We start from the raw sequence: 26,140 nt of genomic DNA on the forward strand, positions 1-26,140 counted from the left end.
GGGCGCCGGCGCTAGCGTGGACGACCTGCATCTGGCGGACGCAAAAGACGGTCTTGTCGGCGCTGGCGTGCAGCAGCCCGAGCTCGCGCCCGAGGGCTTAGAAGCCGGCGCCGGCGTTCGGCATCGCCTTCTGTTACACCAGCACGGACAGTAGCGCCCCGCGAGTGGGGTAATTCTCGCGCACCATCGGCTCGAGCAGGTGGCCGATGGCGGCGCGGTCGGTCGGGTTGTCGAACAGGAAGCCGCGCTCCCCTGTCCGCTCGACCAGTTCGTGGTTCAGGTCTGTGTACGTGGTGTCCAGGCCTGCGGCGGCCCGCTCGAGGAAGGTAATGGTCCGGCCGCGACGAGACGATCCCACTCGAGGTCGTCACGTCCGTACTTCACCGGTCGACCGTAGCGCGGTGGATCAGCCGACGGGGACGTTGTCGAGGCCCAGGCGGATGCGGACCTGCTGGGCGGCGCCGGAGCCGACAGGGACGGCGGTGATGGCCTGGATCGTCTCGTCGTCGGTGGCCGTGGCGGCGACGACCGACCACAGGCGTTGATTTGCGCGGCGATCTCACCGATGAGCGCGTCGATGGCCAGCTGCGCGTCGGCGGGCCAGTCGGTGGCCGTCCTGCCGCACCCGACCGGCACCGACCGGCGGCACGAGTGTCCGGAACAAGCCCACGACTTGCCGGCTTATACCCCCCGGGGTACCACTCCGGTCCGCCCGGCGTCCTGACGTGGAGTCGACCGGTACGCCAGCCAGCACCGTTCCTGCCGAGTAGGAGTCACGTGTCCACCGTCGACCTCACCGAGTCCGCCTTCGCCGACACCATCCGGAACCACGACATCGTCCTGGTCGACTTCTGGGCCGCCTGGTGCGGGCCGTGCCGACGCTTCGCGCCCATTTATCAGGCGGTGGCGGAGCAGTACCCCGACATCGTGTTCGGCAAGGTCGACACCGAAGCCGAGCAGGCGCTCTCGGCACAGGCGGGAATCACCTCCATCCCCACGTTGATGGCCTTCCGCGAGGGCGTGCTCGTGTTCGCGCAGCCTGGCGCCCTCCGAGCCAAGGGCCTGGAGCAGCTCATTGGCGCGGTGCGCGAGCTGGACATGGACGACGTGCGGGCGCAGCTCGCCGTCCGAGCTGGCCAGGTCGACCGCTGACCGCCCACCGCGCCTCAGGCTCTGACACCGACCACGAAGCACAGCGCTCGGGAATCAACGCCGTGACTGATGGCATGCGCACCACCGTTGACCAGCCATTCGAGGCGGCTCTTGCGTCCGTGCGCACCGCGCTCGGTCTTCAGGGCTTCGACATCCTGACGGAGAACGACCTGGCCGGCGGCCTGAAGAAGAAGCTCCGAGTGGACGTGGCCTCGCTGGTGATCCTGTGCGCGTGCAGCTCTGCACCGGCTGGCCGCGGCCAGCGGGCCGAGGAGGCCACCGGGGCGCTGCTGCCGTGCAGCGTGGTGGTTCGCGCGGCAGGTCAGGGCCGGACGGTGGTGGAGGCCCTCGACCCGCTGACCGGGCTGGAGGGGAACGACGACACCGCGCTGCAGGTGGTAGCTGGCGCCGCCGCAGGTCGGCTGCGATCAGTGCTGGTGTCCCTGCACGCAGCGGCCGCCGGGACGACTCCCGGCACCGAGGTACCCACGGGGGTATCGTCGGCTCGTCAAGAAGCAGAGGAAGGCGGAGGTCATGGAGCTCGACCGTGACGAGATGGGCCCGGTGATCAATCGGATCAAGCGCGCCCAGGGGCAGCTTACGGCTGTGGTCCGGATGCTGGAGGAGGGCCATGACTGCGAGGAGATCGTCACGCAGCTCGCCGCGGCCTCGAAGGCGCTGGATCGAGCAGGCTTCGTGATCATCTCCTCTGGGCTCAAGCAGTGCCTGACGGCGTCGGAGGGCAAGGACACCCTCGACGTGGAGAAGATGCAGAAGCTGTTCCTGTCCCTGGCCTGAGCCGCTGCCCGTCCACCACCAATGCCCGGTCTCGGCACCCCACTGCAGAGGCTGGGCGTTCGTGCGTCACGAGCAGACCAGCCCCGATGTTGCGCCGTGCCAGCGGACCCACTGAGGGGGACTTGGTGAGCTGAGACAGGCCCAAGTAGGCCCGGCTTCTCCATGGACGTTGACGAGCGATCGGGTAACCGATCGCCGGGAACACCGGCACGGCTGCCGGGCCGCGGTCGGTGCCGGTGAGGTCGCGGACATACCGGGGAGCGGCACACTCAAGCAAGACGCTTGCTCCATCGACTCACGTCAGCACCGCGTTGGCACACTGGCGGAGGCTGACGACCGTTCGGTGACACGGCCGACATTCAATCTGGTGGACCGCGACCGAGGGACCGGTCGGACGTCGATGCTGCCCATCCAGCGACCAAGTCGGCGGTCGTAGTGATCCTGGACCGCTCAGCGGGCGGAGGCCGCGCGGGCCGACGACCCTGAGGTCCTGTTCACCGCCGCACCAACGGACGGCTGCTCGTGGAGCGAGGGCCGGCCGGGTGCGGCTCGGCCATCCGCTCCGCGACGATCGCTCCGGATGCGGCCGTTAGGGCGGCGACCGTCCAGACCGCGGCGTGCACACCTAGGGCGTCTGCTACGAGGCCGGCGAGCAGGGCGCCGACGGCGAACCCGGTGTCGCGCCACAGTCGGTAGACCCCGACGGCCCGTGCCCGCCAGGACGGGTGTGCGACGTCGCCGACGGTGGCCAGGAGGGTGGGGTACACCATCGCGGTGCCCGCCCCGAGGAGCACCGCTGCCACCGCCCAGGCGGCGAAGGTGTCGCCGAGCGCGACCAGGCCGAGGGCCGCGGCCTGGGTGAGCATGCCGGCGACGATGAAGGGCTTGCGGCCCCAGCGGTCGGACAGCGTCCCGGCGACCAGCTGTCCCAGGCCCCATACCGCGGGGTAGAGCGCGACGAGCACTCCGATCCGGCCCGCGGTCAGGCCGGCGGTGGTGAACAGGACCGGGAACAGGCCCCAGGCGAGCCCGTCGTTGAGGTTGTTGACGAGCCCTGCCTGGCTGGCGGCGGACAACGTCGGGTCCCGCAGGCTGGTCCGCGCGAACACCTCCCGATCGGTCGGGATCCCGGGCGGAGCGGTCCCGGCAGCCCCGTGCTCGGCGTGCTGCTCCTCGGCCTCGAGCAGGGCGTGGCCGCGGGTCTCGCGGACGACCGCCGTCGAGAGCCCCAGTCCGACGGCGGCGAACGCCAGCCCGAGCAGGAACGGCGCTGGCCGCAGGCCCTGGGCCTGTGCGAGGTGTCCGGTGACCAGGGCGGTCACTGCGACGGCCAGGTATCCGGCGGCCTCGTTCAGCCCCATGGCGGTGCCGCGCCGGGCGGGTCCGGCGAGGTCGATCTTCATGATGACCGTGGTGGACCAGGTCAGCCCCTGGCTGACGCCGAGCAGGACGTTGGCCGCGACGACCCACCCCCAGCTCGGCGCGCCGATGATCAGGAGGGGGACGGGGACCGCCAGGAGCCAGCCGGCGACGAGTACCGGCTTGCGCCCATGCCGGTCGGACAGGCTCCCGGCCGCGAGGTTCGTCAGCGCCTTGGCGGCCCCGAATGCGACGATCGAGGTCAGGGCTGCGGTGTGGCTGGCCAGGCCGAACTCGCGTTCGGCCAGCAGCGGCAGGACCGTGCGCTCCTGCCCGAGCATCCCGCCCACGAGGGCGTTGACGACGACCAGCAGGGTGAACTGGGCGATGTTGGCCCGCAGGCCCAGGACGGGGCGCGCAGTGGTCACGAGGCCGCCGCCGGGTTGCCGGCCGGGCGGCGTGCGTGCCACCACGCGGCCACGGCCCACGCCCCGAGCAGCACCGCGACCAGGTACATGCCGCTGTCGGCGAGCGGCACGTGGGCGGTCCACCCGGTGAGGGTGCCCGTCAGGCCGAGGGTGTCGCCCAGCACCGAGGTCAGCTGCACGGTGCCGACGCCGAGGGCGACGACCACGGACACGCCGGTGACGACCGCGTTGTAGGTCAGCTTGCGCAGGGGCCGGGCGAACGCCCAGTCGTAGGCGACGTTCATGACCGCGCCGTCGAGGGTGTCGAACAGGCTCATGCCGGCTGCGAAGAGGACCGGCAGGACCAGGACGGCGTACCAGGGCAGGGTGACGGCGGCGGTGCCCGCCAGGACCAGCAGGGCGATCTCGGTGGCGGTGTCCAGGCCCAGACCCATGAGCAGGCCGACGGGGTACGCCTGGGCCGGGTGCTTGATGGATCGGGTCAACCCGCCGAGCACGCGCGCCAGGCCCGCGGGCCCGTGGTGCAGGGCGTGCTCGAGGTCGTGGTCGGGAAGCGTCCCGGCGACCAGGCGACGCCGCGCGCGCAGCACGCCGGCGAAGGCCACCAGGTTGACCAGTCCCACGACCCACAGGAACGCGCCGGCAGCGCCGGTGCCGAAGGTGGACAGCGCGTCGTGCAGTCCGGAGCCGTCCTGCACCAGGGACGTCGCGAAGCGGGCCCCGGTGGCCAGCAGCAGCGCCAGGACGAAGACGACGGTGGAGTGGCCCAGGGAGAACCAGAACCCCACCGACAGCGGCCGTCTGCCGTCGGCCGTGAGCTTGCGGGTGGCACCGTCGATGACGGCGATGTGGTCGACGTCGAAGGCGTGGCGGACCCCGAAGGCGTACGCGGTGACGCCGAGCCCCAGTCCCAGCACACCGCCGGCCACGCTGCTCCCGGGTGCGGCGAGCAGGAGCAGCGCACCCCATCCCACGACGTGCAGGGCGGCCACGACGGCGAGCAGGCGCGCGAGGCTGCGGGTGTCGGTGCGGGTCCACACCCGTCCGGGCCGGCCGGTGACGGGCGCCGCGGAGGTGAGGTGCGACATGCGGGCTCCAGGGACGAGAAGTGGATGATGAGAGAGCGTGAGTGAGGGGTGTCCGCGACGACCGGGACGGTGCCGCCCGAACCCCGGGGCGGACCCGCGGACGAACCGCAGCGTCCGCCCCGGGGCTTCAGCGGTTACTCCGAGGGCTGATGCCCGGCGGCGGCCGACGACCGGCGCCGCCGGGTCAGGGCGATCCCGCCCACGCCCAGGACGGCGACGACGAGCACCGCTGCTGCGGCGCCCAGCCACTCGCGCGGCAGCTCCTGGCCGACGATGACCGTCCCCATGACCAGGACGAACCAGCCGAACGCCTGGCGCAGGTGGTCCGGGGCGATGCGCCCGGCCAGACGCCCGCCGAGCAGCGCCCCGGCCACGGCGGCCGCGGTCACCGCCAGGGCCAGGCCCCAGTCGATGGACACGGTGGCCAGGTAGCCGGCCAGGCCGCCGAGGGACTTGATCGCGATGACGACCAGGGACGTGCCCACCGCCACCGGCATGGACAGCCCGCCGAGCAGGGCCAGCGCCGGGACGACGAGGAACCCGCCACCGGCGCCGATCAAGCCCGTGACCAGGCCGACCACGACACCGTCGAGCAGCACCCGGGCGACTGGGAGCTGGTCGTGGACCTTCGCCGCGTCGACCTCGCGTCGACCCCGCAGCATCGCCACGGAGGTGGCGATCATCATCGCGGCGAACGCGAGCAGCAGGACCTGGCCGGGGATGTAGTGAGCCAGTCGCCCGCCGGCGTAGGCGCCGACGATCCCCGCAGCGCCGAAGACCAGGCCGGTGCGCCATTGGACCCGTCCGGCGCGGGCGTGGGACACCGCGCCGACGGCGCTGGTGACGCCCACGACCAGCAGGGACGTGGCGATGGCGGCCTTCGCGTCCAGCCCGGCGACGTAGACCAGGAGCGGGACGGTCAGGATGGAGCCGCCGCCGCCGAGCATGCCCAGGGCGAGGCCGACCAGGACGGCCAGGGCGATCGCCAGGACGGTCATGAGCCGACCCCCACTACGCGGCGAACCGCTGCGCGGGCAGCTCGCCGAGCACCTCGTGGACCGTCCGGTCGGCCGGGCCCTTGTTGTAGGGCAGCAGGCCCAGGACCTTGCTCATCGCGCACGAGTCGGTCAGGGCGGCGAACGTCAGCCCGGCCCCGATGCCGCCGGCGGCGAAGCGGGCAGCGGGCACCTTCAGGCTCGCCAAGATGCTCGCCAGGACCAGGGAGCCCGCGGTGAGGCGGACCTGGCGGTCCATGGCCCACCGGGAGCGGCCGCGGATGACCTCGCCGCCGGCGGCCGCGTACGCGGGCACACCGCCCTCGAGGATGTGCAGATTCTGCGCGCCGACGCCGGCCAGGCGCTGGCGGGCCTGGGACGCCCGGGCGCCGGACTGGCAGACCAGGACGACCTTGCGGTCCAGGCGGGCCGCGAACTGGTCGGCGTGCTCACCGAGCAGGGTGACCGGGACGTTGTAGGAGCCCGGGATGTGCACGGTCTCGAACTCGGCCGGGGTGCGCACGTCGATGATCGTCACGTCGTCGGGGCGGCGGGCCCAGTCGATCACCGTGGTGGCGTCGACGGTCTCCGGTGCAGTGGACGTGGTGGTGCTCGTGGCGGTCGTCATGATTCCTCTGCTATCTGTCGTGAACGTGGGGGCGGCGCGCACGGGCGCGCCGAAGGAGGCCGGTGGCGGCGAAAGGGGGCCGCCGCCACCGGCCGACTTGGGGTTAGGGCGTCGCGCCGGCTCAGGCGCCGGCGCCCTCGGTGGGCTCCTCGTCCTGCAGGCCGGCCTCCTGCGCGCTGCCGTAGGAGTCGTTGACCAGGACGACGTCGCGGCCGGGGCGGTCCAGGACGGACGCGGCGATCGAGGCGCGGTAGCCCGAGCCGCAGTAGACCCAGACCTCTCCCTGGGGGACCTCCTCGAGCCGGTCGGCCAGCTGGTGCAGGGGGATGTGCGTGGCGCCGTGGACGTGGCCGCCGGCCCACTCGTCGTCGCGGCGGGCGTCGAGGACTTGCACCGGCCCGGCCGCCAGGGCCGCCTTCAGGCCGGCAAAGTCGCTGACCCGGTAGGAGCGCAACGGGGCGCCGTCGGCGAGGGTCTCGATGTCGCCGACGGCCATGCCGGCCAGGTCGTCGATGCCGATGCGGACCAGCTCGCGGCGGGCGTCGGCGACCTGCTCCTCGCTGTCCCCGATCAGGGTCAGCGGGGTGCCGTACTTGTACAGCCATCCCAGGTAGGTGATGAAGTTGTTCGACAGCTCGAAGCCGTAGGAGCCGGTCAGGTGCCCGGCGGCGAACGCGGTGCGCTCGCGCAGGTCCACCACCCACTCGCCGTCCTCGATCCGCCGGCGCAGCTCGGCGGGGTCGACGAGCTCGGGCAGGGTGAGGTCCACCGCGCCCGGGCCCTGGCGGTTCATCGGGCCCATGTGGGCGTAGTACGCCGGGTAGGCGCCCAGCCCGGCCAGGAGGGTCTCGACGTAGACCTGCTCGTCCTGGGTGAGGGCGGGGTTGACCTGCTGCTGCTCACCCACGGTGGACGCGGTGCCGCTGGTGGGGGTGGCCGAGCAGAAGCTGCCGAACCCGTGGGTCGGGAACACCTCGGCGTCGGCCGGCAGCTCGCGTGCCAGGCGGCGCACGGAGTGGAATTGCGCGTGCGTGAGCTCCTCGGTGTCGTCCGGGCTGACCAGGTCGGTGCGGCCGGTGGAGCCATAGAGCATCGAGCCGCCGGTGAACACCGCACGGACCTCACCGGTCACCGTCTGGAGCACGTAGGAGACGTGGTGGTGGGTGTGCCCGGGGGTGTGCAGGACGCGGATGCGCATGTCCCCGGCCTCGAACACCGCACCGTCGCCGGCCGAGACGTGGTCGTACTCCACGCCGCTGTCGGCCGGGACCAGGTAGTCCGCGCCGGCGCGCCGGGCGAGCTCGAGCCCGCCGGTGACGTAGTCGTTGTGCACGTGGGTCTCGACCACGTGCGTGACCTGCACGCCCAGGCGCGAGGTCAGGTCCAGGACGCGGTCGATGTCGCGCTGGGGGTCCACGACGACCGCCGTGGTGCCGTCGTGCGCCAGGTAGCTGCGGTCGCCGAGGCTGGTCGTCTCGATGGTGTGGATCTCGATCACGGTGGTCCTCACAAGGGGTGGTGGATGGTGCTCGGGGCGGGCAGGACGAGCGGACGCGGAGGGCTCAGAGGACCCGGCCGGGCCGGCCGTCGTCCGTGGTGACCGGGCGGCCCGCGGCGGCCCAGGCGCTCATGCCGCCCTCGACGTTGTGCGCAGTCAGACCTGCAGCCGTCAGAGCCGCGACGGCGCGGCTGCTGCGGTTCCCGCTGCGGCAGACCACGGCCAGCGCCTGGCGCGGGTCCAGCTCGCCCATACGAGCGCCTAGCTGGGTCAGGGGGATGTGCAGCGCACCGGGGGCGTGCCCGGCAGCCCACTCCTCGTCCTCACGCACGTCCAACAGCTGCAGGTCGCCCTGCGTCGTGACAGCGGCGATGTCCATGGGAACCTCCAAGACTGAGATCTCGGCATATACCCCCGGGGGTATCTGATGTAGAGGCTACAACACACCTCGGCGCCGAACATTCCCCGGCCTCGCTGCGCCGCGTCCCTGGAGCTGCTCGCGCTCGGGCTCGTGGTGCCGCTGATGGCGTGGTGGGACTGGGGGCGCGCCGAGCGTGCGACGCGCACAGGGGTCGCCGTTGACGGGCTCGCGGCTCACGCTGGCGCTGGGCGTGGCCGTGATGGCCGCGCTCGTGCTCGCGGGCCTCGGTCCAGGCGAATGACCATGGACGAGTCGCCTGGGCGCCGCGACCCCGGACTCGCCGCCGAGCGGAATCGGCTGGCATGGCAGCGCACCGCGCTGTCGCTCGTCGCGGTCGGCCTATTAGCCCTGCGGGTGCTGCCGCCCGTGCTCGGCGGCGCGGGCCTCGTGCTCGCCGCCGGTGGGACGACGGCGGCACTGCTCGCCGCGGCCTGGGCGTCGCGCCGATCTCGCGCCATGGCTCGCGCGGTCGCCGCCGGGATCACCGTGGAGTCCCATTTGCCTGGTTGCCTAGTCTTGGTGTGCCAAAAAATGCGAGCAGCGGGCTGTCATGGTTGCAGCCGGTCGAGAGATGCGGCGAGCGCCCGGTCTCGCTCCGTCGTCGCGTGCTGGTACAGGAGTGCGGCGCCCGGGGTGGCGTGTCCGGCACGCGCCTGCAGTTCTGCCACCGTCGCGCCGGCCTGTGCCGCCAAGGTGAGTCCAGTGTGCCGCAGCCAGTGGAAGCGGAAGGTACTGGGCAGCCCAGCGCGCCGCACCGCCGCCTTGACGTAGTAGTCGAAGGCTGTGTGACCCAGGTGCTCGGTGGCGCCGGGCGCCCGCGGAAAGAGCAGTGCGTCGTGGTCCCCGCCCACCCAGAACTTGAGGTGCTCCTCGAGCAGGGCCTGGGTGCGGAGGGGCAGGGCTATGGCGCGCACGCCCGCGTCCGTCTTTGGCGGGCCGATGACGGCGACGCCTCGGACGAACGTGACGCCGCGGGTGATCGACACCGCACCCATGGGGCCGAGATAGTCGCCGCGGCGCAGTTCGAGCACCTCGCCGCTGCGCAGTTGTCCCCATGCGCCGAGATGGATCGCCACCGCCAGCCGAGCAGGCATCGCGGCCGCCAGTGCGTACACCTGCTCGGGGCTGATGAGCTGCTTACGCGTCGCGGGCCGCGTCGCTCCAGCGCCGCGGATCCGGCAGGGGTTCACGGCAATGATGTCGTCGTCGACAGCCGAGTTCAGCACCGTGCGGACGAACGCATAGGTCCGCGCTCGCAGCGTCGGGCGCCCCACCGCGAGCGTGCGATACCAGGCGTTGACCATGTCGCGGGTGAGATCGGGCAGGACGATCCGCCCTATGGAGTCGGAGACATGGTTGTCCAGGTAGTACTCGTAGGTCCGACGCGTGGTGGGCCGCAACGGCTCGCCGAACTTCGAGCGGCGGTCCTCCAACCACTGCCGTGCGTAGGCCTCAAGCGTGATCTGCTGCGCCAGCGCCTGAGGCCGCACCACGCCGTCCACCAGCCGCATCCGCTGCCGCGTCAACCAGTCCTGTGCGTCCCGCTTACGCTCGAACGTCAGGGGGCCGTAGACGTACGCGCGCGGTACCGCGCCAGGCGCCGAGTACCGCGCCTGGAACCGGCCGGACCGGAGTTCGATCACCTGCCCGAAGGCCGCTCTGCGAGTCGCCACACCGTAGTGTGGGCGCCCCGGGCGTATCGCAGTCCACTCGCAACGACGCTCAGGGCGCCGCTCACCACGGTTCCGCTCGACGACACCTAGGCACCGCAGAGGCACAGGTCAGAGTCGCTTTCCGCCGGCTTCCGTTCCCCCCGGCGACACACCCTTCCGCTGCCGGCAACCGCTTCGAATCCCACTCGGGGCACTTCCGCACTGAGCTGATCAGCGCTTTCGCTCCCAGCGATGTCAGCGAGCCGACTCACTCCGCCCTCGAGTCGACGTTTAGTCGACGTTTTCGTCGCCACGATGGTCCGGCTCCGCGGGTAGTCCTCTGTCCTCCTGCCCGACGAAGCCGAGCCGCGCGCTCTCGGCCATCGCTCAGTAAACGTCGACCAGTAAGGCGCCCCGGTACGCGCTGCCTCCAGCGCTCCTCCACGGGCGCCCTTGAGCGGTGAGTATTCGTCGACCACGCGCGGTGCAACCAACTCGCCACCGGACGTAAACGTCGACTGGTCCGAGACGGCTCACGGGCGGTTCGCGACGACCGAGGCCCGCAGCCGGGGTTGCCGGTGCGGGCCTCTGATGCACTGCTCAGTCGAGTTGTGGTCGCGGAACCTTGCTCTCCAGCAGCGCGGCGTGGTCCGGTGCCACGGTGTTGCGCTGGATGTAGTGAGTGCGGGTCACAGCAGGTGAGCTGTGGCCGAGCTGGGCAGCGGCAGCGGCGGCGCCCACCTCCCGCTCGATCATCGTCGCGACCGTCTTGCGGAAGTGGTGCGGCGTCACTCACTCTAGGCCGGCATCCGCCCTGACTGCCCTCCACTGTCGGCGCACGTTGTGCGCCGACACCCAGGTGCCGTTCCGGGTGGCGAAGACGGCGTCGACCTCGTTCGCGGGCTCCTGCACCTGGCGACGGAGCAAGATGTTCACGGCGAAGGTCGGCAGGGCGAGGGTGCGAATCCCGGCTTGCGTCTTGGTTCGATCCTCTCGGACCAGACCCTTTCCTGTGACCTGCACGAGCGTGCCTCGGATCGTGATGGTGGCGGGGGTGGCGTTCAGGTCGACGTCTGACCAGCGGAGCGCGAGCAGGGAACTGCTGCAGGTTCGGTTGACACCCGGGGTGAGTGGTTCTCAGGCCGCTGAGGCGGACGCCTGGCATCGCCACAGCACGGGCGGCGGTTCCCGACGGCCAGGCCGATCCCGTGGACGGCGCGACCGCGGGCGGCGACGACGACTCATCCGCCGCGCTCGTCCAGCAGCTGGAAGACGCCGTCCCGACAGGCTTCAGCCTGGCCTCGACGCAACCGACGGCCGTGCCGGCAGCCGACGCCGGCCACGACGCGCCGGCGACGCTGCTGGCGTTCGAGGGCACGGCTCCACCCCCAGCGGTGGTGCGCTGCACGCGGACGTCGCGACGGTCGTGACGACCAGGCCCCTGCCGGACGACGGGCCACCCGCCGAGAAGATCTACCGCGTCGCACAAATCCCATCGCTGTTCGACGACGCGCCGCGCTGGACGCTGCCAGCCTGACGGGGCACCAGCGGGCGGACCGGACCGGCCACCCGGTGCCGCTCGGCGCGCCCGTCGCCGCGGCGTCCAGGCGCAGACGGACTCCGGTCAGCAGGGCGTCGAGGCCCTCGTCGTCGGAGAGCTGGACGAACCGGCCGTGCTCGTCCCCGCGCGCGCCGGCCCCGGCCCGGATCGTGTCCTGGTTCTCAACGTGCCAGCTCCACCGCGTCCGAGGAGCCTCGGTCGAGCCGACCGCGGCACCCCGGCACCGTCGACCTCGCGGCGTCCGGCCCGGCGTCAGTGCTCGCTCACGCCAGGTCCTGCCCTGCGGCGCGACCCCTGCAGGATCACCCCTGCGGTCGCGGTCGCCGCCACGACGAGCACGACGACCGCCGCGGCCCCCACCGCGCCGGCGGGCCTCACCACGCTCTGGCCGGACAGCGCCTGCCAGGTCAGGACCCCCGTCAGGGCGCCCCACGTGAGCGCCCCGACCAGGACGAGGCGGGTCCGCACCCGGACGTCGCGCAGGGCGGGCACCCGGTCCATCGACAGCTCGAGCGCCAGGAGCCCGAGCGGCACGGCCTGGAGCCCGTGCATCCCGACGAAGTGCGGGACGCGCAGGTCACCTGCCACGGTGCTCCAGCCGAGGAACGGCAGGCCCGGCCCGCCGTCCGGGACACCGACCGCGTGTGCGCCCACGATCCCCGCGACGTCCGCCTGCTGCTGCAGGGTCGGCATCGTCATCAGCACGGCGACCGCCATCCCCACGAGCCCCAGCACCACCGCGGCCAGCAGCGCGGTCCGGCGCGCGCGGTCCGTGCTCGGCGCCCGCAGCAGGGCCACCCCGACGACGGCCGTCATCATCCACACCACCGCGATGGAGGCCCCCATGGTCGACCACAGCGCGGTGGACAACGGTGTGGAGACGTTGAAGTGGCTCGTCGTCCCCGCGGCCGCCGCTCCGACGATGACGAGCATCTCGACGACGAGACCGACCACGGCGACCGTCGCCGCCCGGTCCGTCCAGCGCCGGGTCCGGGAGCCGAGAGGCACCTGGCCGACCAGCCAGGCGAGCGTCAGGGCGTAGAGGGCGATCGACAGGGCGAACTTCGTCGGCTTCGCCCATGCGGCCAGCCCGGTGATCTCGCGCGGGTCGGCGACCGTGAGCACCGCGGTGACGACCCCGAGCAGGGCCATCCCCCCGGCGAGCACCAGCGAGGGTCGGTGCCACCCCGCCGGTCGCAGGTCCCTCCCGACGGGGACACGGGCGGTGAAGGCCGTCCCAGCACCCTGCGCGCTCATCGGGCCGCCCCCGCTGCTGCCGACCGGGTGGAGGGCGCCGGGACGTGGTCGTCCGGCGGCCCTCCGCCGTACCGGCGCACGGACGCGTCCTCCTGGGCCATCCGTCGCAGGCCCGCCATGAGGGTGTCGCCGAGCACCGTCCCGACCACCACGGTCTCCGCCGCCCGGGACCGGTCGCCGTCCGACTGCACGATCGCCTCGACGGCGTCGAGGTCGGCCTCGGCGACCACGGCGGCGGCCTGGGCGTAACGCTCGAGGCCGGCGGCCAGGTCTCCCCGGCCCACGCGGGCCCAGCCGTCCAGGACGGCCGCCGCCGCCTCCAGCCCGGGGTTGTCGTCGTGGACGTGCCAGCCCCGGCCGGTCGTCACCGCGCGCACGCGGTCGAGGGACTCGGGCGTCGCCGGTGCCGCCGGGCGCGGCAGCGCGCCCTGCGCGACGCCGAGGACCTCGGCGAGGGGCAGGTCCGCGTCGTCGATCGCGTCGAGCACGCGCCGGGCGGCCGCGAGCGAGAGCCCCCCGACGTCGACGAGCGAGCGGATCAGCACCAGACGGGCGACGTGCTGCTCGTCGTACTCGGTGCGGTTGTGCCCGGTCCGCTCCGCAGCCGGCAGCAGCCCCTCCCTCACGTAGAACTTGATGAGCGGCGCACTGACGCCGGTCCTGCTCGACAGCTCAGAGATCCGCATACCGACAGCGTCGCTATCGATAGTGGCTCTGTCAATACTCGTCGCTCTTCTCGGGCCCCCTGCTCCGGTGGCGCTCGGCTCCGACGCCTCCGGCCGCCGTCGTGCCCGTGCTGCTCCTCGGACGAGGGCCGGTCGTCGTCGTGGACGCGGACGCTGCACCTCAACGGCGCCGGGAGGCACGGCCGGCCCTCGCCCCCGGCGCCCCACCCCTACGGCACCGACGTGATCGAGCTCGATGCCTGCTCCTGGCCGTCCAGGAAGGAGGTGATCGCGCCGGCCATGCGCTCGGGGGCCTCGAGGGCCACGTGGTGGCCGACGCCGTCGAGCACGACCGATCGGACAGGTCCCTGGACGACCTGGGCAAGGGTGTCGAAGGTGAAGGTCCCGCCGGAGCCGCCGATCGCCAGCGCAGGGACCGCGAGCGGGGTCGATGCCCGGTCGAGGAACTCCTCCCCCTCCGCCAGCATCGACCGGTAGAGACCGACGGCGCCGTTCCACCCGCCGTCCCGGGCGTAGGTCCGGGCGAACTCCTCGACGTCGGCGTCGGTCACCGATCCCGGCACAGCAGTCATCGCCGGGAACGCCCAGCTGCCCAGCAGCTCGCGCTCCCGACCGCTCAGCAGCATGGTGGCGATCCCCGGTGCGGCGAGCACCCCGATGTGCCAGGAGCCGCCACGGGTGATGTCGGCGAAGCCCTCCAGCCCGAACCCGGCCAGCCCCATCTCGGTGGCGATGATGCTGCGCACGTCCTCCGGGTGCTCGGCGGCGAGGCGGTACAGGGTGCCGCCGGCGATGTCCTGCCCGGCGACGTGCACCGGCCCGGCCCCGAGCCCCGCGACCAGGGCGTGCAGGTCGTCCGCGGCCACGGCGCTGGTGAAGGCGTCGTCGGCGGCGGCGGAGTCACCGAACCCGCGGAGGTCCACGGCGAACACGCGGTGCTGTGCGGCGAGCAGCGGGATGAGGCGGTGGAACGCCCACCAGGACTCGGGGAACCCGTGCACGAGCAGGATCGGCGAGCCGCTCGTCCCGGACGACACGTAGTGCAGCGTGGTGCCGTTGACGTCCGCGGTGTGGTGCTCGAGGCCGGGGACCGTGGCCCCGGCCGGTGCGACGGTGGTGCGCATGGGATGCCTCCGATAGATTGACAACCTGGTTGCCAACCTTTGAGGAAGGCAACCGGGTTGTCAACCCTCCGGAGGGCAGTAGCGTCGAGCCGTGGAACCTCTGGACGGCGCACAGTTCGCCCGCCTGCTGCTCGGCGCCTTCGATGCGATGGTCGACGAGGTGCGGACCGAGCTCGAGGCGGCGGGGCACCCGGGGCTCACGGTGGCCAACGAGATGGCCGTCCAGGCGATCGGCGACGGCGTGGACAACGCCGCCGCGCTGGCCCGCGCGGTCGGGGTCTCCCGCCAGGCCGCCGCCAAGACCATCACTCACCTCGAGGCGCTGGGGTACGTCGAGCGCCGAGCCGACTCAGCCGACGGTCGCCGCAAGAGGCTGACGGTCACCCGGCAGGGGATCGACGCGACCGCCGTCGGCGCCGCGGCCTTCCAGACCATCTACCGACGCTGGCAGGCCGACGTCGGAGCCGACCACGCCGCCTCGGTCGTGCGCGCACTCCACCGCCTGGCCGGCAAGAACCGGGCGGGCGGGTCGTCGGACCCGGGCTAGCGGTCCGCGACGGCCGTGCTCGCGGGCGAGACCGGCGGCGGCACCGACCCGCGGTGCACGGGGCGACGCATGACGGCGGCTGGACGGACGCGCGCAGCTGCCCTCCGCCAGCAACCGTCGCAGGTCGGCAGCGCGTCCCTCGTGGGAGGTCGCCCCCGCGCGCACCCGTCCGCATCCCGCGCGGGGCACGGTCCTCGTCGCTGCGATGCCTCGTCGACGCCCGTGGCCCCCGCTAGACCGGGACCCCGTCGTCGTCGCCGCCGCGCAGCCGCACCCAGGCCTCGACGACGACGAGCGCCGCTGCCGTGATCCCGACGGCCAGCACGACGGTCCCGGCCGTCATCCCGGCCCGTGTCGCGAGCGTGAGCACCCCGACCACGGCGACCACCACGGGCACCGCGAACCGCCGCGCCGCGCGCTGGTCGCGCCGTACGTACATGCCCCACAGGCCGAGCAGGAACAGGCCGTAGGGGGCGGTGACGGCGGCCGCGGCGGTGGTGGCGCTGACCTCGCCGTGGTGGGCGGACTCCTCGATGACGAGCGCCAGCCCGGCGCCCACGGCGGCGACGGAGGCGAACATGACCAGGTGGAGGTAGGACCAGGCGTACGGCCACCACCGCGAGGAGCCCAGGTGGTCGCCGGGCCTCTCGAAGTAGACCCACCAGATCGAGAAGAGGACCAGCAGGCCGCCGACGAACACGGGGGCGAGCGCGCCCGCAGCGCCCTCGTCGATCGCCGTCTGGACCGCGCGCGCCGTGGCGAGCACGGACTCTCCCAGGACGATGATCATGAAGAGCCCGTAGCGCTCGGCGATGTGGTCGGCGTGCCAGGGGATCGCCGTGGTGCGCTCGGCCCACAGCGGCAGGAGCACCTCGACGGCGGCCAGCGGCACGCACGCGACGAGCCACGCCTGCGTCGGAAGCGCGAGCAGCGTGAGCACCCAGGCGGTCTGCACGGCGGCCAGGCCGCCGGCGTAGCGCAGGGCCGTCGCCCGCCGGACGGCGTCGCCTCGCGCCACGCGCAGCCAGGTCAGGATCTGCGCGACGCGCATGAGCGTGTAGCCCGCGACGACCACCGAGAAGTCGCCGTCGACCATCACGCGCGGCACGCCGGCGGCGAAGACGAGCGCGCCGGTCATGGTGAGGAACGTCAGGGCGCGGAAGAGGACGTCGTCGGTGTCGTACGCCGAGGAGAGCCACGTGAAGTTGACCCACGCCCAGTAGATGGCGCAGAAGATCATCGCGAAGCGGACGAGCCCCTCGGTCGCGTGCGCCTCGGCGATGCTGTGGTGCAGGCCCTCGGCGGCGAGGGCGACGGCGACCACGAAGACCAGGTCGAAGAACAGCTCGAGGGGCGTCGCGCCGCGGTCGCGCTGGTCCGGGTCCCGGCCCGCGAGCGGCGCCGCCAGGCGCATGCGGCGGTGCCCGAGGAGAAGCTGCTGGCTCATGGCCGCCGACCCTAGGGCGAGACGGCACGCCGCAGAAAGGGAGGTGGCGGGGGCTGCGTCCGAAGGCGGGCCGGTACCACCAGGCCGGTCGCACCTCCTGGCTAAGAATGTTACCTTCGGGCTAATCGGAGTACCCGACCTCGGGTGCGGCCCGTCCGTCGACTCCCACAACTGGTTCCGACACATGAGGCTCTCGAAGGACGTGCACCCTGCCACAGGCGGGTGCGGGACGCGGGCTCGCCATGCCTAGAGCGGGCCTCGACGCAGGCACCATCACGCGCGCGGCAGCCGAGGTCGTCGACGAGGTCGGCTACGCCGGCCTCACGATGGGGCTGGTCGCGGACAGGCTCGGGGTGCGGGCGCCGTCCCTCTACAAGCACGTCACGGGGCAGGCGGACCTGGGTCGCCGTATCGCGGTGCTGGCGGTCACCGAGATCGGCGACGCCCTGCGCGACGCGTTGCAAGGGAGGTCGGGGCGTCAGGCGCTCGAGGCCGCCGCCTCCACCACTCGCCGGTACGCGCGGGACTTCCCGGGTCGCTTCGCGGCCACCCTGTACGTCACGGCGGCCGATCCGCAGGATCCCCTCCATCTCGCCTGGCTCCGCGTCGTCGAGTCCCACTCCGCGATCCTGAGGGGGTACGGGATCGACGAGGAGGACACGAGGCACGCCCTCCTCCTGCTCCGCGCCTTCCTGGACGGGTTCTCCCTGGTGGAGCCGGCGGGAGACATGCACACCGAGGACGAGATCGACCTGGGCCTGCGATGGTCGATCACCTTCATCGACCGCGGCCTGCGCGAGCTGTCCGACGTCCCGAGCAGCCCTTAGCCCGCGTGCACCGGTGCCGCGGGCGCTCGCCCGTCACCTGCGTGCGCAGAGGTCTCGTCGACGACGCCGCGCGGGCAGGCAGGACCCCGCGCGCCGCCTCCGGGCGAAGGCTTGACGCGTTCTGGCTACACCTCGTAGCCTGCGGTTACGGCTACTAGCCGAAGCCGTACTGCTCTCGCCCCAGCCTCCGCCACCGCGCCACGGTGCCTCAGCGCAGAATCGACGGACTCCCCATGAGCAAGCCGTACACCGACGCCGGCGACATCCCGGTCGACGAGCCGCAGCCGGTCCTCACCTACCACCCCCTCACGGTCGACGCCCCGGGCCGCCCCAGCCCCCTCGAGGTCAAGGTCTCCGTGCCGGCGTCGGGCACCGACCTCCCGGTCATCCTGCTGTCCCACGGTCACGGTGCGTCCAACCACCTGGCCTCCATGAAGGGCTATGCACCGGTGGCCGAGTTCTGGGCCGCCCACGGCTTCGCCGTCATCCAGCCCACGCACCTCGACGCGAACGAGCTCGGCCTGCGGGACACCGACCTCCCGGACGCGCCCCTCTTCTGGCGCGACCGGGCGACCGACATGCACCACGTCCTCGACCACCTCGAGGACATCCAGAACGGGGTCCCCGGCCTCGCCGCCCGCGGGCTCGACGCCGGACGGGTCGCCGCCGTCGGCCACTCCCTCGGCGGCATGACCGTCGCGTCCCTGCTCGGCATGCAGGTCCTGGACCCCGCCGACCACCGCGCGCCGGACCTCTCGGACCCCCGGATCACGGCCGGCGTCGTGATCGGTGCTCCCGGCTCGGGCCACGACCTCGCGGAGTGGGCACGCGAGAACTACCCCGTCCTGCAGCACCTCGACTTCAGCACCATGACCGGCACGGCCCTCGTCATCGCCGGCGACGAGGACCTCAACCCGTACTTCTCGGAGCGGCTCAGCTACCGGTCCGACGCGTACACCCTCAGCCCGGGGTCCAACAAGACGCTCCTGACCTTCCGCGGAGCAGAGCACATCTACGGGGGCGTCTCCGGCTGGGACGCGAAGGAGACGTCGGACGAGAACCCCGAGAGGGTCGCCACCCTCCGGGCCCTCGTGTGGGCCTACCTCCGCAGCCAGCTGTTCACCGACGACCCCGCCTGGCAGACCGCCGTCGACGCCCTCGCCGACGCCGAGCAGCCCCTGGCCGAGGTCGGCACGAAGGAGCACGCGCACCGGCCTGGCCTCACCCAGCCCTGACGGTAGCCCGACCGTGGACCCGTGGACCTCCCTCGTCGGTGCCCGGTGCCCGGAGGACTGCCGGAGGACCGGGCTCCGGCTCACGCGCTCGACGAGCGTGCCGGACGGCCCAGCGCCCGGATCGCGGCCAGCGCGGGGCTGTGCCACGTGGGCGGGCCGTACGCCATCGAGCACACGACGTCCGGGTCCTGCCGGGGGCACACCTCGCGGGCGCGGCGCGTGGCGTCCACGAGGCCCGGCACCCCGCAGCCGGAGGCGTGCTGCAGGGCCCGCGCCAGCTCGTCCGGCTCCGGGTAGAACGGCGACAGGCTGTGCCAGCGTGCCGGCGAGGCCCCCGCCCACGCCAGGCCCGCCGCGAGCGCGGCCAGGGACTCCTCGACCCCCGGGATGCGCTGCAGCCCGCAGGAGAACAGCAGCGCCAGGACGTTCGTGACGGCGGTGAGGTCCACCATGTCGGCCCCTCCCGTGCGGTGCCAGGTGGCGAAGACGCCCCGGCGCACCCACGGGGGACCCGGGTCGGGCGGGCAGCGCAGCCGGTGCGCACCCACGGTGCGGCAGGCCACCCGACGGGCCTCGTCGCGTGCCACGCGCCCGGCCAGGGCGAGCTCCAGGAGCATGACGGCGGTGTCGTCGCTGTCGGCGGGGAGGTCCGGGGCCCAGGCCGGCACCGCGGCACGGGGCCAGAAGCCGTAGGAGCCCTCGGGACGGCGGCAGCCCTCCAGCACGTCGAGCCACCCCCCCGGCACGGTGCGGCCGGCGAGGCGCTGCTCCCGCACCGCGAGGGCCGTGACGAAGCCGTTCTCGTCCGCCCGGCAGCGCCCGTCCGCCCACCGCACGACGCTGGCGACACCACCACGGCGGGGACCGGGGCCGACGACGGCACCTGCGCGCCCCGCACCGGCCGCACCCGTCCGCCGCGCCCCGCCCGCCGACGTCATGGGCCCGTCAGGTCGGGCGGAGCCCGGCCTGGAGCCAGCGGCCGCCGGCCAGGTCGACCCCGACGCCCACCATGCCGTGCCGCCAGCGGCCGTCGTCCGGCCCGGTCGACAGCGCCCGGTAGAGGTCGCAGGACGCCGCGGGGGCGTCGACCGAGCCGAGGGACCGCAGCACCGCCGCGCTCACCGCGGCGTCGTCCGGCCACACCCACTTGGCGATCGTGAACCAGGTGAGCGCGGCAGGGGCGCCGGACGGCGAGAGCACGAGGCTGAGGCCGGAGGGGCCGCTCAGGCCGAGCCGCGGGCGGCCAGGACCGTGGACGAGCCTCCCCACGAGGTCCTGCAGGGCCCCCCCGTCACCGACCAGACGCGCCGCGGCGCCGAGCCCGTCCCACGAGAGGTCGGCGACGCGGGCGTAGAGCTCGACGGACCCGTCGTCGTTCACGCCCGTCATGCGCCAGGTGACGTCCCCGACGTCGTGGGCCAGGTCGCCGCTCGCCCCGAGCCAGGGGCCGGGGGCGAGCCGGCCGGCGGGCAGCTCGAGGTAGACCTTGGACCGTCGGACGCCACCGGACCGACGCTCCCCGAGCCAGGCCCCGTACCGAAGGTGCCGCCCCCGCTGCACCTCCTCCCACGGCGCCACGTCGACGCCCGCGGCCCGGGCGGCGAGGGCGAGGCGGTCGGCCTCGGGGGTCTCGGGCCCGGCCACCTCGCACGTCCACCGGATCGCGGCGTCACGGGAGGCCCACGCGAGCTCGACGGGGTACCCGGTCGCCGTCAGGCGGCCCGACGTCCACGCGACCTCGGGCCAGCTCGAGCCCATGACGGGCCGCAGCACCTCGACCAGGGCGCCCAGAGCCGTCTCGGCGTCCTCGGCCGCCCCGGCCGCCCCGGTGGAGCGGATCCGCCCCAGGGCACGTGCCAGGGGCGCCAGCGGCTCGAGCACGGGCGTCACGCTCACCGGATCGGGATCACCGTCTCGGTCGTCCTCACGAACGCCCGCTGGTCGAACAGGCCGGGGCCGGTGAAGGTGAACCGCACGCTGAACTCCCGCTGCGCCGGGTCCCGCAGGGCGATGTGCAGGCGCAGGGGCTCCGTCGCGGCACCGGGCATCTCGTGGCGCAGCACCCGGTCGTACCGCACCGGCTGCTCGCTGTGGTACTCCAGGTCGACGATCACGAGGTCGACCCCGGCCGACGGGAACGACGGCACGAGCACGAGGTCCAGGGCGTCGCCGAAGAGGTCGTCGACCCGGAGGAGCGAGAGCTCCACCGGGACCGGGTCGGTCCGCTCCACCGTGCCGTCGGTCAAGGTCTGGCGGTAGCTCACCGACACCCCGCGTCCTGCCGGCGCCGGGAGGGCGCCGCGGAGCCGCCAGACCTCCGGCGGCGTGTCCTTCCGCAGCGTCACCAGGTGCCGCAGCTCGCGGTCCCCGTACCCGTGGGCGCCGAGCTGGACGTCGATGGAGTCGACCACGTCCCAGTCGACGTTCCCCCGCTCGATCGTGTACGTGCGCAGGTCCAGGTGCTCGTGCGGGTTGAGGACGACGTCGCGGTCGGTGGAGCCCGGCAGCGGGACGGAGTACCGCAACGCGTCACCGTCCCAGCCGGCGGTGGCGTCGAAGGTGAGGTCGAGGCGCGCGTCGTAGCTCATGGTCAACGCGTCGTCGAGGAACGTCGTGAACGTCTGCGGCTCCGTCCGCTGGGGGGTGAAGACGAGGTCGCCGTGGCGGACGTCCCCGGCCGGTCCGTAGTCGATCGACAGGTGGGCCTCGGTCAGTCCGAGCCCCGTGACGTCGCCCGGCATCCGGGCGGTGACCTGCAGCTCGCGGAAGAACCTGTGGTTGAGGTCGATGAGGGTCACGACCCTCTCGGCGGCGGAGAGGTCCCGCGCGAGGAGGCCGACGAAGCCCTGGGGCGCCAGCGTCTGACGGACGGCCTCGCTCCGCTTGTAGTGCAGGGTCAGCTCGCGGCGCTCCTCCTTCCGGACGAACCGCAGCTTCAGCGCGGCGAGCGTGGGGAGCTCGCCGGGCCTGGCTCCTCCCGGACCGGGGCCGGGTGCGGGTGCGGGACCCGGTGCCGGACCGGGTGCCGGACCCGGTGCCGGACCGGGTGCCGGACCCGGGGCCGGACCAGGACCCGGGGCCGGGCCAGGACCGGGTGCGGGACCAGGACCCGGGGCCGGACCAGGACCGGGGGCCGGACCAGGACCGGGGGCCGGACCAGGTCCGGGACCGGGACCCGGTGCCGGACCCGGATCGGCCGCGCGCTGGAGCACCCCGCTCCAGGAGGACCCGGTCCCCCCGCCACCGGGCAGCCTCACCTGGGCCACGCGGTTGTCCGGGTCCCCGCCGAACGGCCCGTGGCTGCCGGGACGGGCGGCGGCCGCGGTGTCGCCGAGCGCCTCCACCACCACCGGGTCTCCCCCGGCACGACGCACGAGCGCGACGGCGACGTCCAGCCGGCGCCGGGACAGCCGCAGGTTGTACGCGGCGCGGACGGGGTCGGGCTGGGGTGCCGCGTGCTCGTGGCTCGCGTAGCCGCGCACCTCGACCCGCTTCGGCGCCGGCAGCCCGGCGATCCAGCGGGCGAGGCGCTCGGCACCGATCTCGGGGCCGGTCCAGGCGCCGTCACCCTGCACCTGCTGGAGCCCGGTGGCGGACCGGAAGCGCGGATCTGCCGTGGTGTTCTCGACGTAGGCACGGAACTGCGCGCTGGGGGGCTGGGTCGACCAGCCGTTCTCCGCGGGCTTGTCCATGTCGAAGAACAGGCAGAAGACCTCGCCGCCCCCGGGCGCGGGCCAGGTGACGTCCACCGCGACCGACTCCCCCGGGGGGACGGCGCGGGTCACGCAGCCGTCCGCGGCGACGGGCACGTCCTGGCCGGCGAGCCGGACCCGTGCACCCGCACCGGTGATGCGGAGGGTCTCCGTCGTGCCCTGCGTCGCGGGCGTGTGGGTCACGGACTGCCCGGCCGGCAGGGGGGTCGGCGAGGTGGACAGCTGCTGGAGCACGGCCGCGGCGGGTGCCGCGGGCGGGATCGGCACGGTGACGCCACCCGTCGGGGCCGCGGCCGGGACCGTGCCGCGGACGCCGGGCGGAGGTGCGGCAGCGGGGCTCGGCGCGGGTCCGCCCGGCCCCGGCGGAGGAGCGGGCGCAGACCCACCCGGGCCCGGCGCAGGAGCCGGCGCAGGCCCACCCGGGCCCGGCGCAGGAGCCGGCGCAGACCCACCCGGGCCCGGCGCAGGAGCCGGCGCAGGCCCACCCGGTGTCGGGGCGGGCCCGCCCGGTGCCGGCGCAGGAGCCGGCGCAGGCCCACCCGGCCCCGGCGCAGGAGCCGGCGCAGGTCCACCCGGTGTCGGGGCGGGCCCGCCCGGTGCCGGCGCAGGCCCCCCCGGTGTCGGCGTCGCCCCCCCGGAGCCGGCGAGCGTGCCCGGCGCCAGGGTGGGCGTGAACCAGTCGTCGAGCAGGTGGTCGGTGAAGAGCTTGAGGGCCCAGGCCTCCTGGTCCTTCTCGTCCTGCTCGTCGGTGAAGTTGTGGACGGTGATGGTGATGGCACCCGTGGCCTTCAGCCACTCCAGGGCGGCCTCCAGCCCGACCTTGACGTACATGTACTGGCCCTCGAGTCCGACGGTGAGGGCGGTGTAGACCTGCTCGAGCCGCGCGGTGATGGTCACGTCCAGCGCGGGGCGCATCGCCAGGAACTGCAGGGAGTACACGACCCCGACCGGGGTCAGCCCCTCCCGCAGCGCCTGCTCCATGATGATCGCGCCCTCCTGGCTGAGGACGAGGTTGAACGCCGCGCGGTTCGCCGCGTCCATCGTCGGCACGGTGGCCCCGAGGATCCGCTCCGTGGCCCGGAACGCCCCCTCCTGCGCCGGCGTCGACGACGTCCCGCCCGAGCCCTGCAGGTCGAGCGCGATGCACTGCACGGCACCGTGCTCGAACGGCGGCGGGGCGACGGTGACGGGCAGCTCCGCCCCCGGCTCGGAGCTGACGCGCGACTCGATCCTGCGCAGCGTCGAGGCCGGCAGCTCGAGCGTGGCCTCGAACATCATGAAGCCGCCGCCCCGCTGCACGCCGCCGGCCTCCGCCGGCCGGTAGGTCAGGAGCGAGAGCGCGGGCGCGCCGTCCGTGCGGTGCGCCAGCGCCACCCGCCCGGGCAGGTACCAGAAGCGGCTCTTGTCGGCGTGGTCGCGGTAGACGGTGATGCCGTCGACGACCAGCGGCCTCTCGAGACTCAGCATGTCGGACCCCTCCGCTCAGGGAAGTCGCGGGACCAGGACCGGCGCGGCCGACGCGGTCCACCTGGTCTCGTGCTTCAGGCCGTTCCTGAACCGCACGGTGGAGCTCCACTCGTACGTGCTGCGGGTGACGTCCGCGTAGTCGAACTCGAACCGGGCCCGGCCGTCCGGGTCCTCGAGGTCGAACCGGGCGGCGTAGTTGAGGTTCTCGACGAAGTCCTCGAACCGCAGCAGCACCGTGACCTTCTCGACGGCGCGCTGCCGCCACTGGGCCGGTGGCCGCACCTCGACGACGCGGTGGCCCCGCTTCGCCGGGTCGACGACGATCCGCGGCTCGTAGGTGATGGACGGCGGGATCTGCTTCACACGGCCGTCCAGGTAGCTGAACGTCACCGTGTACTCGACGGCCGTCTGCGCCGGGTCGCGCAGGTCGACGACGAACGGCGGCGGCGTGCTCGTGGGCGTCAGGTGCAGCGTGTCCTCGACGAGGACGTCGTTGGGCTCGTCCACGTAGCGCACGTCCACGAAGACCTCGCGCATCTCGTCCCACGAGACGTGGGGCAGCACGGCGAGGGTGCGCGGCCGGAAGGGGTTGCGGACCTGGATGTGCTCCTCGTCGCTGATCGACCAGCCGCTGTCGACGTCGTTCCCGTCGGCGGCGCGCATGACGGTCCGGAGGTCGTACGACGTGTTCCCCCGGTCGACGACGAACATCGGCCAGGTGGCGTCGGGCTTCTTCTCCACCAGACGGAACAGCTCGCGCTGGTCGATCCTGTTGTCCTCGTCGCGGTAGCGGACGTGCACCTCGACGGAGTCGAACCGCGTCCACGGGATCCGCTCCGCCAGGACGGTCACGGGCCTGACGGTGAAGACGTCCTGCTCGGGCAGCAGCGACACCACGTCGGCGGTGGCCGTCTCCGTCGGGCTGCTCAGCTCCGCGGGCCGCTCGGAGGTGTCGGCGCCGATGAAGCGCACGTCGTAGGAGACGTCCACCTCCTGCTGCATGACGCCGCCGCGCACGTCGCTGAGCCACTCGAAGCCCGTGGACCACGACGGGGCCGTCAGCAGGGCGTTGCGCGCGACGCCGCCGTACTCGGCGCGCACGTCGATGCTGTCGATGTAGGGCGCGCCGGCGTTCGGCCGGTACAGCGCCTGCAGCTTCCGCTTCGTGAAGAAGTCACCGGCCTGGACCTCGCGGATCAGCCGGTCCTTCAGGTCCGGCGAGGCCGCGATGGCGGAGAACAGCGAGGCCAGGTGCCCCTGGGGGTAGATCGAGCGACGCACGGTGGTGCGCTCGGAGAAGTGGACGTCGAGGTGCTTGCGGTCGATGCGCGTGTAGTCGGTCTTCTTGTAGGAGAAGCTCACCGGCGGGTTCATCGCCGCCGGCCCCCCGGCGGCCATCGCGGCCTGCTGCGTCGCGAACGCGCCGACGGCCTGGAGGTCCTGCACCCAGCCGGAGGGGTCGTCGGGCGTCCACGGCGGCAGGCTGGGCTCGAAGAACGCCGCCGTGATCATGGCCTTCACCTGGGCGAGGGCGGCGTCGCGGCGGTCGATCACCCCCTCGGTGTCCTCGGGCACGAAGGTGTCCGCGCGCAGGTCGATCGCCTTGGACTCGTCGAGCTCGTCGACGACCTCCGAGATGTCCGACGAGAAGATCCACGCCTTCGTGCCGAAGGTCTCGTCGAGGTGCTTCTGCACGCGGTCCCAGTCGATGGACAGCGTCACCTGGTACGCCGGCCGCAGCGCCAGGTAGTCGAGCGAGTAGACCACGGCGATGGGGAGGATCGCGGCGTCCAGCGTCCCCTGCACGATCGCGTACGCGTCCTCGTCGAGCAGGACGGAGAACGAGGCGGCGTTGTCGTTGTACAACGACGGCTTCGCGTTGTGCACCGCCCGCACGACGAAGGGCGCGCCCTCCGTCGGCGAGCCGCTGTCCGTCCCCATGATGACCAGGCGGACGGAGCCGTCGACCGGCGGCACCGCCGCGAGCCGGGGCGTGCCGTCGAGGTCGTACCGGCGCTCGATCTCCCCCTCGAGCGCGTCGATCTGCGGCTGCTCGAGCCCGATGTTGCAGTCGAACGAGAGCAGCCCTCCGGTCCGGCTCCCGCGGAAGCCGACGAGCTGGAACATCGGCGTGCCGTCGACGACGGTCAGGTGCGGACGTGCCGGCGCGTAGTACCACTGCAGCGGGTCCGCGTGGTCGGGGAACACCGAGACGCCGTCGAGCACGGCGCAGCGGGAGTCGAGCAGGAGCATGGGA

24 protein-coding genes and 1 pseudogene are annotated in these 26,140 nt (G+C 73.3%); 8 read left to right on the plus strand and 17 right to left on the minus strand.

All coding sequences use genetic code 11. The features are described 5' to 3' along the window. Window positions 1-133 precede the first annotated feature (133 nt). Complete coding sequence (locus tag EJA20_RS04845) at window positions 134-358, minus strand: hypothetical protein (RefSeq protein ID WP_129337042.1); 225 nt, start codon at window positions 356-358, stop codon at window positions 134-136. Between the two features lie 419 nt (window positions 359-777). Between EJA20_RS04845 and trxA the strand changes: the two genes are divergently transcribed. The 3 genes from trxA to EJA20_RS04860 all read left to right on the plus strand — a co-directional run bounded on the left by trxA (window position 778) and on the right by EJA20_RS04860 (window position 1,950). Continuing rightward, on the plus strand, window positions 778-1,152 hold the full coding sequence (gene trxA, locus EJA20_RS04850; RefSeq protein WP_129337043.1) for a thioredoxin: 375 nt from the start codon (window positions 778-780) through the stop codon (window positions 1,150-1,152). 74 nt (window positions 1,153-1,226) lie between these two features. Next, the gene (locus tag EJA20_RS04855; RefSeq protein WP_240675051.1) at window positions 1,227-1,703 is read left to right on the plus strand and encodes a DUF302 domain-containing protein; all 477 of its coding nucleotides are present in this window, start codon (window positions 1,227-1,229) and stop codon (window positions 1,701-1,703) included. Beyond that, entirely contained in the window at window positions 1,687-1,950 is a 264-nt protein-coding gene (locus tag EJA20_RS04860) for a metal-sensitive transcriptional regulator (protein WP_129337045.1), read from the plus strand. Before EJA20_RS04855 ends, EJA20_RS04860 begins: the two co-directional genes overlap by 17 nt. A gap of 494 nt (window positions 1,951-2,444) precedes the next feature. On the opposite strand, the gene EJA20_RS04865 is transcribed toward EJA20_RS04860, so the two are convergent. From EJA20_RS04865 to EJA20_RS04890, 6 genes are all read right to left on the minus strand, one after another. After that, complete coding sequence (locus EJA20_RS04865) at window positions 2,445-3,737, minus strand: MFS transporter (protein WP_240675052.1); 1,293 nt, start codon at window positions 3,735-3,737, stop codon at window positions 2,445-2,447. Beyond that, window positions 3,734-4,825: a HoxN/HupN/NixA family nickel/cobalt transporter gene (locus tag EJA20_RS04870; protein ID WP_129337046.1), complete on the minus strand. Its 1,092-nt coding sequence runs from the start codon at window positions 4,823-4,825 to the stop codon at window positions 3,734-3,736. The genes EJA20_RS04865 and EJA20_RS04870 overlap by 4 nt, the downstream gene beginning before the upstream one ends. A 134-nt stretch (window positions 4,826-4,959) precedes the next feature. After that, a complete protein-coding gene (locus tag EJA20_RS04875) occupies window positions 4,960-5,823 on the minus strand; it encodes a sulfite exporter TauE/SafE family protein (RefSeq protein WP_129337047.1) in 864 nt (287 codons plus the stop codon). A 13-nt stretch (window positions 5,824-5,836) separates the two neighbouring features. Next, window positions 5,837-6,490 carry a rhodanese-like domain-containing protein gene (locus tag EJA20_RS04880; protein ID WP_240675054.1) on the minus strand — a complete coding sequence of 218 codons (654 nt, stop codon included), beginning with the start codon at window positions 6,488-6,490 and terminating at the stop codon, window positions 5,837-5,839. Window positions 6,491-6,569: 79 nt separating this feature from the next. Continuing rightward, on the minus strand, window positions 6,570-7,946 hold the full coding sequence (locus EJA20_RS04885) for an MBL fold metallo-hydrolase (RefSeq protein WP_338068799.1): 1,377 nt from the start codon (window positions 7,944-7,946) through the stop codon (window positions 6,570-6,572). Window positions 7,947-8,010: 64 nt separating this feature from the next. Next, on the minus strand, window positions 8,011-8,325 hold the full coding sequence (locus EJA20_RS04890; RefSeq protein WP_129337048.1) for a rhodanese-like domain-containing protein: 315 nt from the start codon (window positions 8,323-8,325) through the stop codon (window positions 8,011-8,013). A gap of 285 nt (window positions 8,326-8,610) precedes the next feature. Here EJA20_RS04890 and EJA20_RS04895 point away from each other — a divergent pair. Further along, a pseudogene (locus EJA20_RS04895) lies at window positions 8,611-8,823 on the plus strand (DUF202 domain-containing protein); the annotation flags it as partial. A 92-nt stretch (window positions 8,824-8,915) separates the two neighbouring features. Here EJA20_RS04895 and EJA20_RS04900 read toward each other — a convergent pair. Next, window positions 8,916-10,010, minus strand: a complete 1,095-nt coding sequence (locus tag EJA20_RS04900; protein ID WP_205687367.1) for a tyrosine-type recombinase/integrase — start codon at window positions 10,008-10,010, stop codon at window positions 8,916-8,918. A 609-nt stretch (window positions 10,011-10,619) separates the two neighbouring features. Then, window positions 10,620-10,811, minus strand: coding sequence for a site-specific integrase (locus EJA20_RS18600; RefSeq protein WP_164983828.1), 192 nt, complete (start codon window positions 10,809-10,811; stop codon window positions 10,620-10,622). A gap of 416 nt (window positions 10,812-11,227) precedes the next feature. Here EJA20_RS18600 and EJA20_RS04910 point away from each other — a divergent pair, with 416 nt between their 5' ends. Continuing rightward, window positions 11,228-11,449, plus strand: coding sequence for a hypothetical protein (locus EJA20_RS04910; RefSeq protein ID WP_129337050.1), 222 nt, complete (start codon window positions 11,228-11,230; stop codon window positions 11,447-11,449). Window positions 11,450-11,832: 383 nt separating this feature from the next. On the opposite strand, the gene EJA20_RS04915 is transcribed toward EJA20_RS04910, so the two are convergent. From EJA20_RS04915 to EJA20_RS04925, 3 genes are all read right to left on the minus strand, one after another. Further along, window positions 11,833-12,747: a hypothetical protein gene (locus EJA20_RS04915; RefSeq protein ID WP_205687368.1), complete on the minus strand. Its 915-nt coding sequence runs from the start codon at window positions 12,745-12,747 to the stop codon at window positions 11,833-11,835. An 86-nt stretch (window positions 12,748-12,833) separates the two neighbouring features. Beyond that, a complete protein-coding gene (locus tag EJA20_RS04920; protein WP_129337051.1) occupies window positions 12,834-13,523 on the minus strand; it encodes a MerR family transcriptional regulator in 690 nt (229 codons plus the stop codon). A 209-nt stretch (window positions 13,524-13,732) separates the two neighbouring features. Next, complete coding sequence (locus tag EJA20_RS04925; RefSeq protein ID WP_129337052.1) at window positions 13,733-14,647, minus strand: alpha/beta fold hydrolase; 915 nt, start codon at window positions 14,645-14,647, stop codon at window positions 13,733-13,735. A gap of 91 nt (window positions 14,648-14,738) precedes the next feature. On the opposite strand from EJA20_RS04925, the gene EJA20_RS04930 reads away from it, so the two are divergent. Beyond that, window positions 14,739-15,194, plus strand: a complete 456-nt coding sequence (locus tag EJA20_RS04930) for a MarR family winged helix-turn-helix transcriptional regulator (protein ID WP_129337053.1) — start codon at window positions 14,739-14,741, stop codon at window positions 15,192-15,194. Window positions 15,195-15,426: 232 nt separating this feature from the next. Here EJA20_RS04930 and EJA20_RS04935 read toward each other — a convergent pair whose 3' ends face one another. Beyond that, complete coding sequence (locus EJA20_RS04935) at window positions 15,427-16,641, minus strand: low temperature requirement protein A (RefSeq protein WP_164983829.1); 1,215 nt, start codon at window positions 16,639-16,641, stop codon at window positions 15,427-15,429. A 242-nt stretch (window positions 16,642-16,883) separates the two neighbouring features. On the opposite strand from EJA20_RS04935, the gene EJA20_RS04940 reads away from it, so the two are divergent. Together EJA20_RS04940 and EJA20_RS04945 are read left to right on the plus strand one after the other, a co-directional pair. Continuing rightward, window positions 16,884-17,468 carry a TetR/AcrR family transcriptional regulator gene (locus EJA20_RS04940; RefSeq protein ID WP_129337055.1) on the plus strand — a complete coding sequence of 195 codons (585 nt, stop codon included), beginning with the start codon at window positions 16,884-16,886 and terminating at the stop codon, window positions 17,466-17,468. A gap of 233 nt (window positions 17,469-17,701) precedes the next feature. Then, on the plus strand, window positions 17,702-18,703 hold the full coding sequence (locus EJA20_RS04945) for an alpha/beta hydrolase family protein (RefSeq protein WP_129337056.1): 1,002 nt from the start codon (window positions 17,702-17,704) through the stop codon (window positions 18,701-18,703). 80 nt (window positions 18,704-18,783) lie between these two features. On the opposite strand, the gene EJA20_RS04950 is transcribed toward EJA20_RS04945, so the two are convergent. Genes EJA20_RS04950 through EJA20_RS04965 form a run of 4 tightly spaced genes read right to left on the minus strand, consistent with a single transcriptional unit; the run spans window position 18,784 to window position 26,136 of the window. Next, a complete protein-coding gene (locus EJA20_RS04950; RefSeq protein ID WP_129337057.1) occupies window positions 18,784-19,641 on the minus strand; it encodes a hypothetical protein in 858 nt (285 codons plus the stop codon). A 7-nt stretch (window positions 19,642-19,648) separates the two neighbouring features. Beyond that, complete coding sequence (locus EJA20_RS04955) at window positions 19,649-20,599, minus strand: hypothetical protein (protein WP_129337058.1); 951 nt, start codon at window positions 20,597-20,599, stop codon at window positions 19,649-19,651. Next, window positions 20,596-23,883 (minus strand): OmpA family protein, encoded by a 3,288-nt coding sequence (locus EJA20_RS19705; RefSeq protein WP_129337059.1) that lies wholly within the window; start codon window positions 23,881-23,883, stop codon window positions 20,596-20,598. Before EJA20_RS19705 ends, EJA20_RS04955 begins: the two co-directional genes overlap by 4 nt. Before the next feature lie 15 nt (window positions 23,884-23,898). Beyond that, window positions 23,899-26,136, minus strand: a complete 2,238-nt coding sequence (locus EJA20_RS04965; protein WP_129337060.1) for a hypothetical protein — start codon at window positions 26,134-26,136, stop codon at window positions 23,899-23,901. Window positions 26,137-26,140 lie beyond the last annotated feature (4 nt).

Source organism: Cellulomonas endophytica, from assembly GCF_004123805.1.
GTDB lineage: Bacteria > Actinomycetota > Actinomycetes > Actinomycetales > Cellulomonadaceae > Cellulomonas > Cellulomonas endophytica.

Coding starts and splice junctions, on each gene's coding strand:
- EJA20_RS04855 (WP_240675051.1), top strand. CDS start 1,227: ATGCGCACCACCGTTGACCAGCCATTCGAGGCGGCTCTTGCGTCCGTG.
- EJA20_RS04860 (WP_129337045.1), top strand. CDS start 1,687: ATGGAGCTCGACCGTGACGAGATGGGCCCGGTGATCAATCGGATCAAG.
- EJA20_RS04870 (WP_129337046.1), bottom strand. CDS start 4,825: ATGTCGCACCTCACCTCCGCGGCGCCCGTCACCGGCCGGCCCGGACGG.
- EJA20_RS04875 (WP_129337047.1), bottom strand. CDS start 5,823: ATGACCGTCCTGGCGATCGCCCTGGCCGTCCTGGTCGGCCTCGCCCTG.
- EJA20_RS04890 (WP_129337048.1), bottom strand. CDS start 8,325: ATGGACATCGCCGCTGTCACGACGCAGGGCGACCTGCAGCTGTTGGAC.
- EJA20_RS04920 (WP_129337051.1), bottom strand. CDS start 13,523: ATGCGGATCTCTGAGCTGTCGAGCAGGACCGGCGTCAGTGCGCCGCTC.
- EJA20_RS04925 (WP_129337052.1), bottom strand. CDS start 14,647: ATGCGCACCACCGTCGCACCGGCCGGGGCCACGGTCCCCGGCCTCGAG.
- EJA20_RS04935 (WP_164983829.1), bottom strand. CDS start 16,641: ATGAGCCAGCAGCTTCTCCTCGGGCACCGCCGCATGCGCCTGGCGGCG.
- EJA20_RS04940 (WP_129337055.1), top strand. CDS start 16,884: ATGCCTAGAGCGGGCCTCGACGCAGGCACCATCACGCGCGCGGCAGCC.
- EJA20_RS04945 (WP_129337056.1), top strand. CDS start 17,702: ATGAGCAAGCCGTACACCGACGCCGGCGACATCCCGGTCGACGAGCCG.
- EJA20_RS04950 (WP_129337057.1), bottom strand. CDS start 19,641: ATGACGTCGGCGGGCGGGGCGCGGCGGACGGGTGCGGCCGGTGCGGGG.
- EJA20_RS19705 (WP_129337059.1), bottom strand. CDS start 23,883: ATGCTGAGTCTCGAGAGGCCGCTGGTCGTCGACGGCATCACCGTCTAC.
- EJA20_RS04965 (WP_129337060.1), bottom strand. CDS start 26,136: ATGCTCCTGCTCGACTCCCGCTGCGCCGTGCTCGACGGCGTCTCGGTG.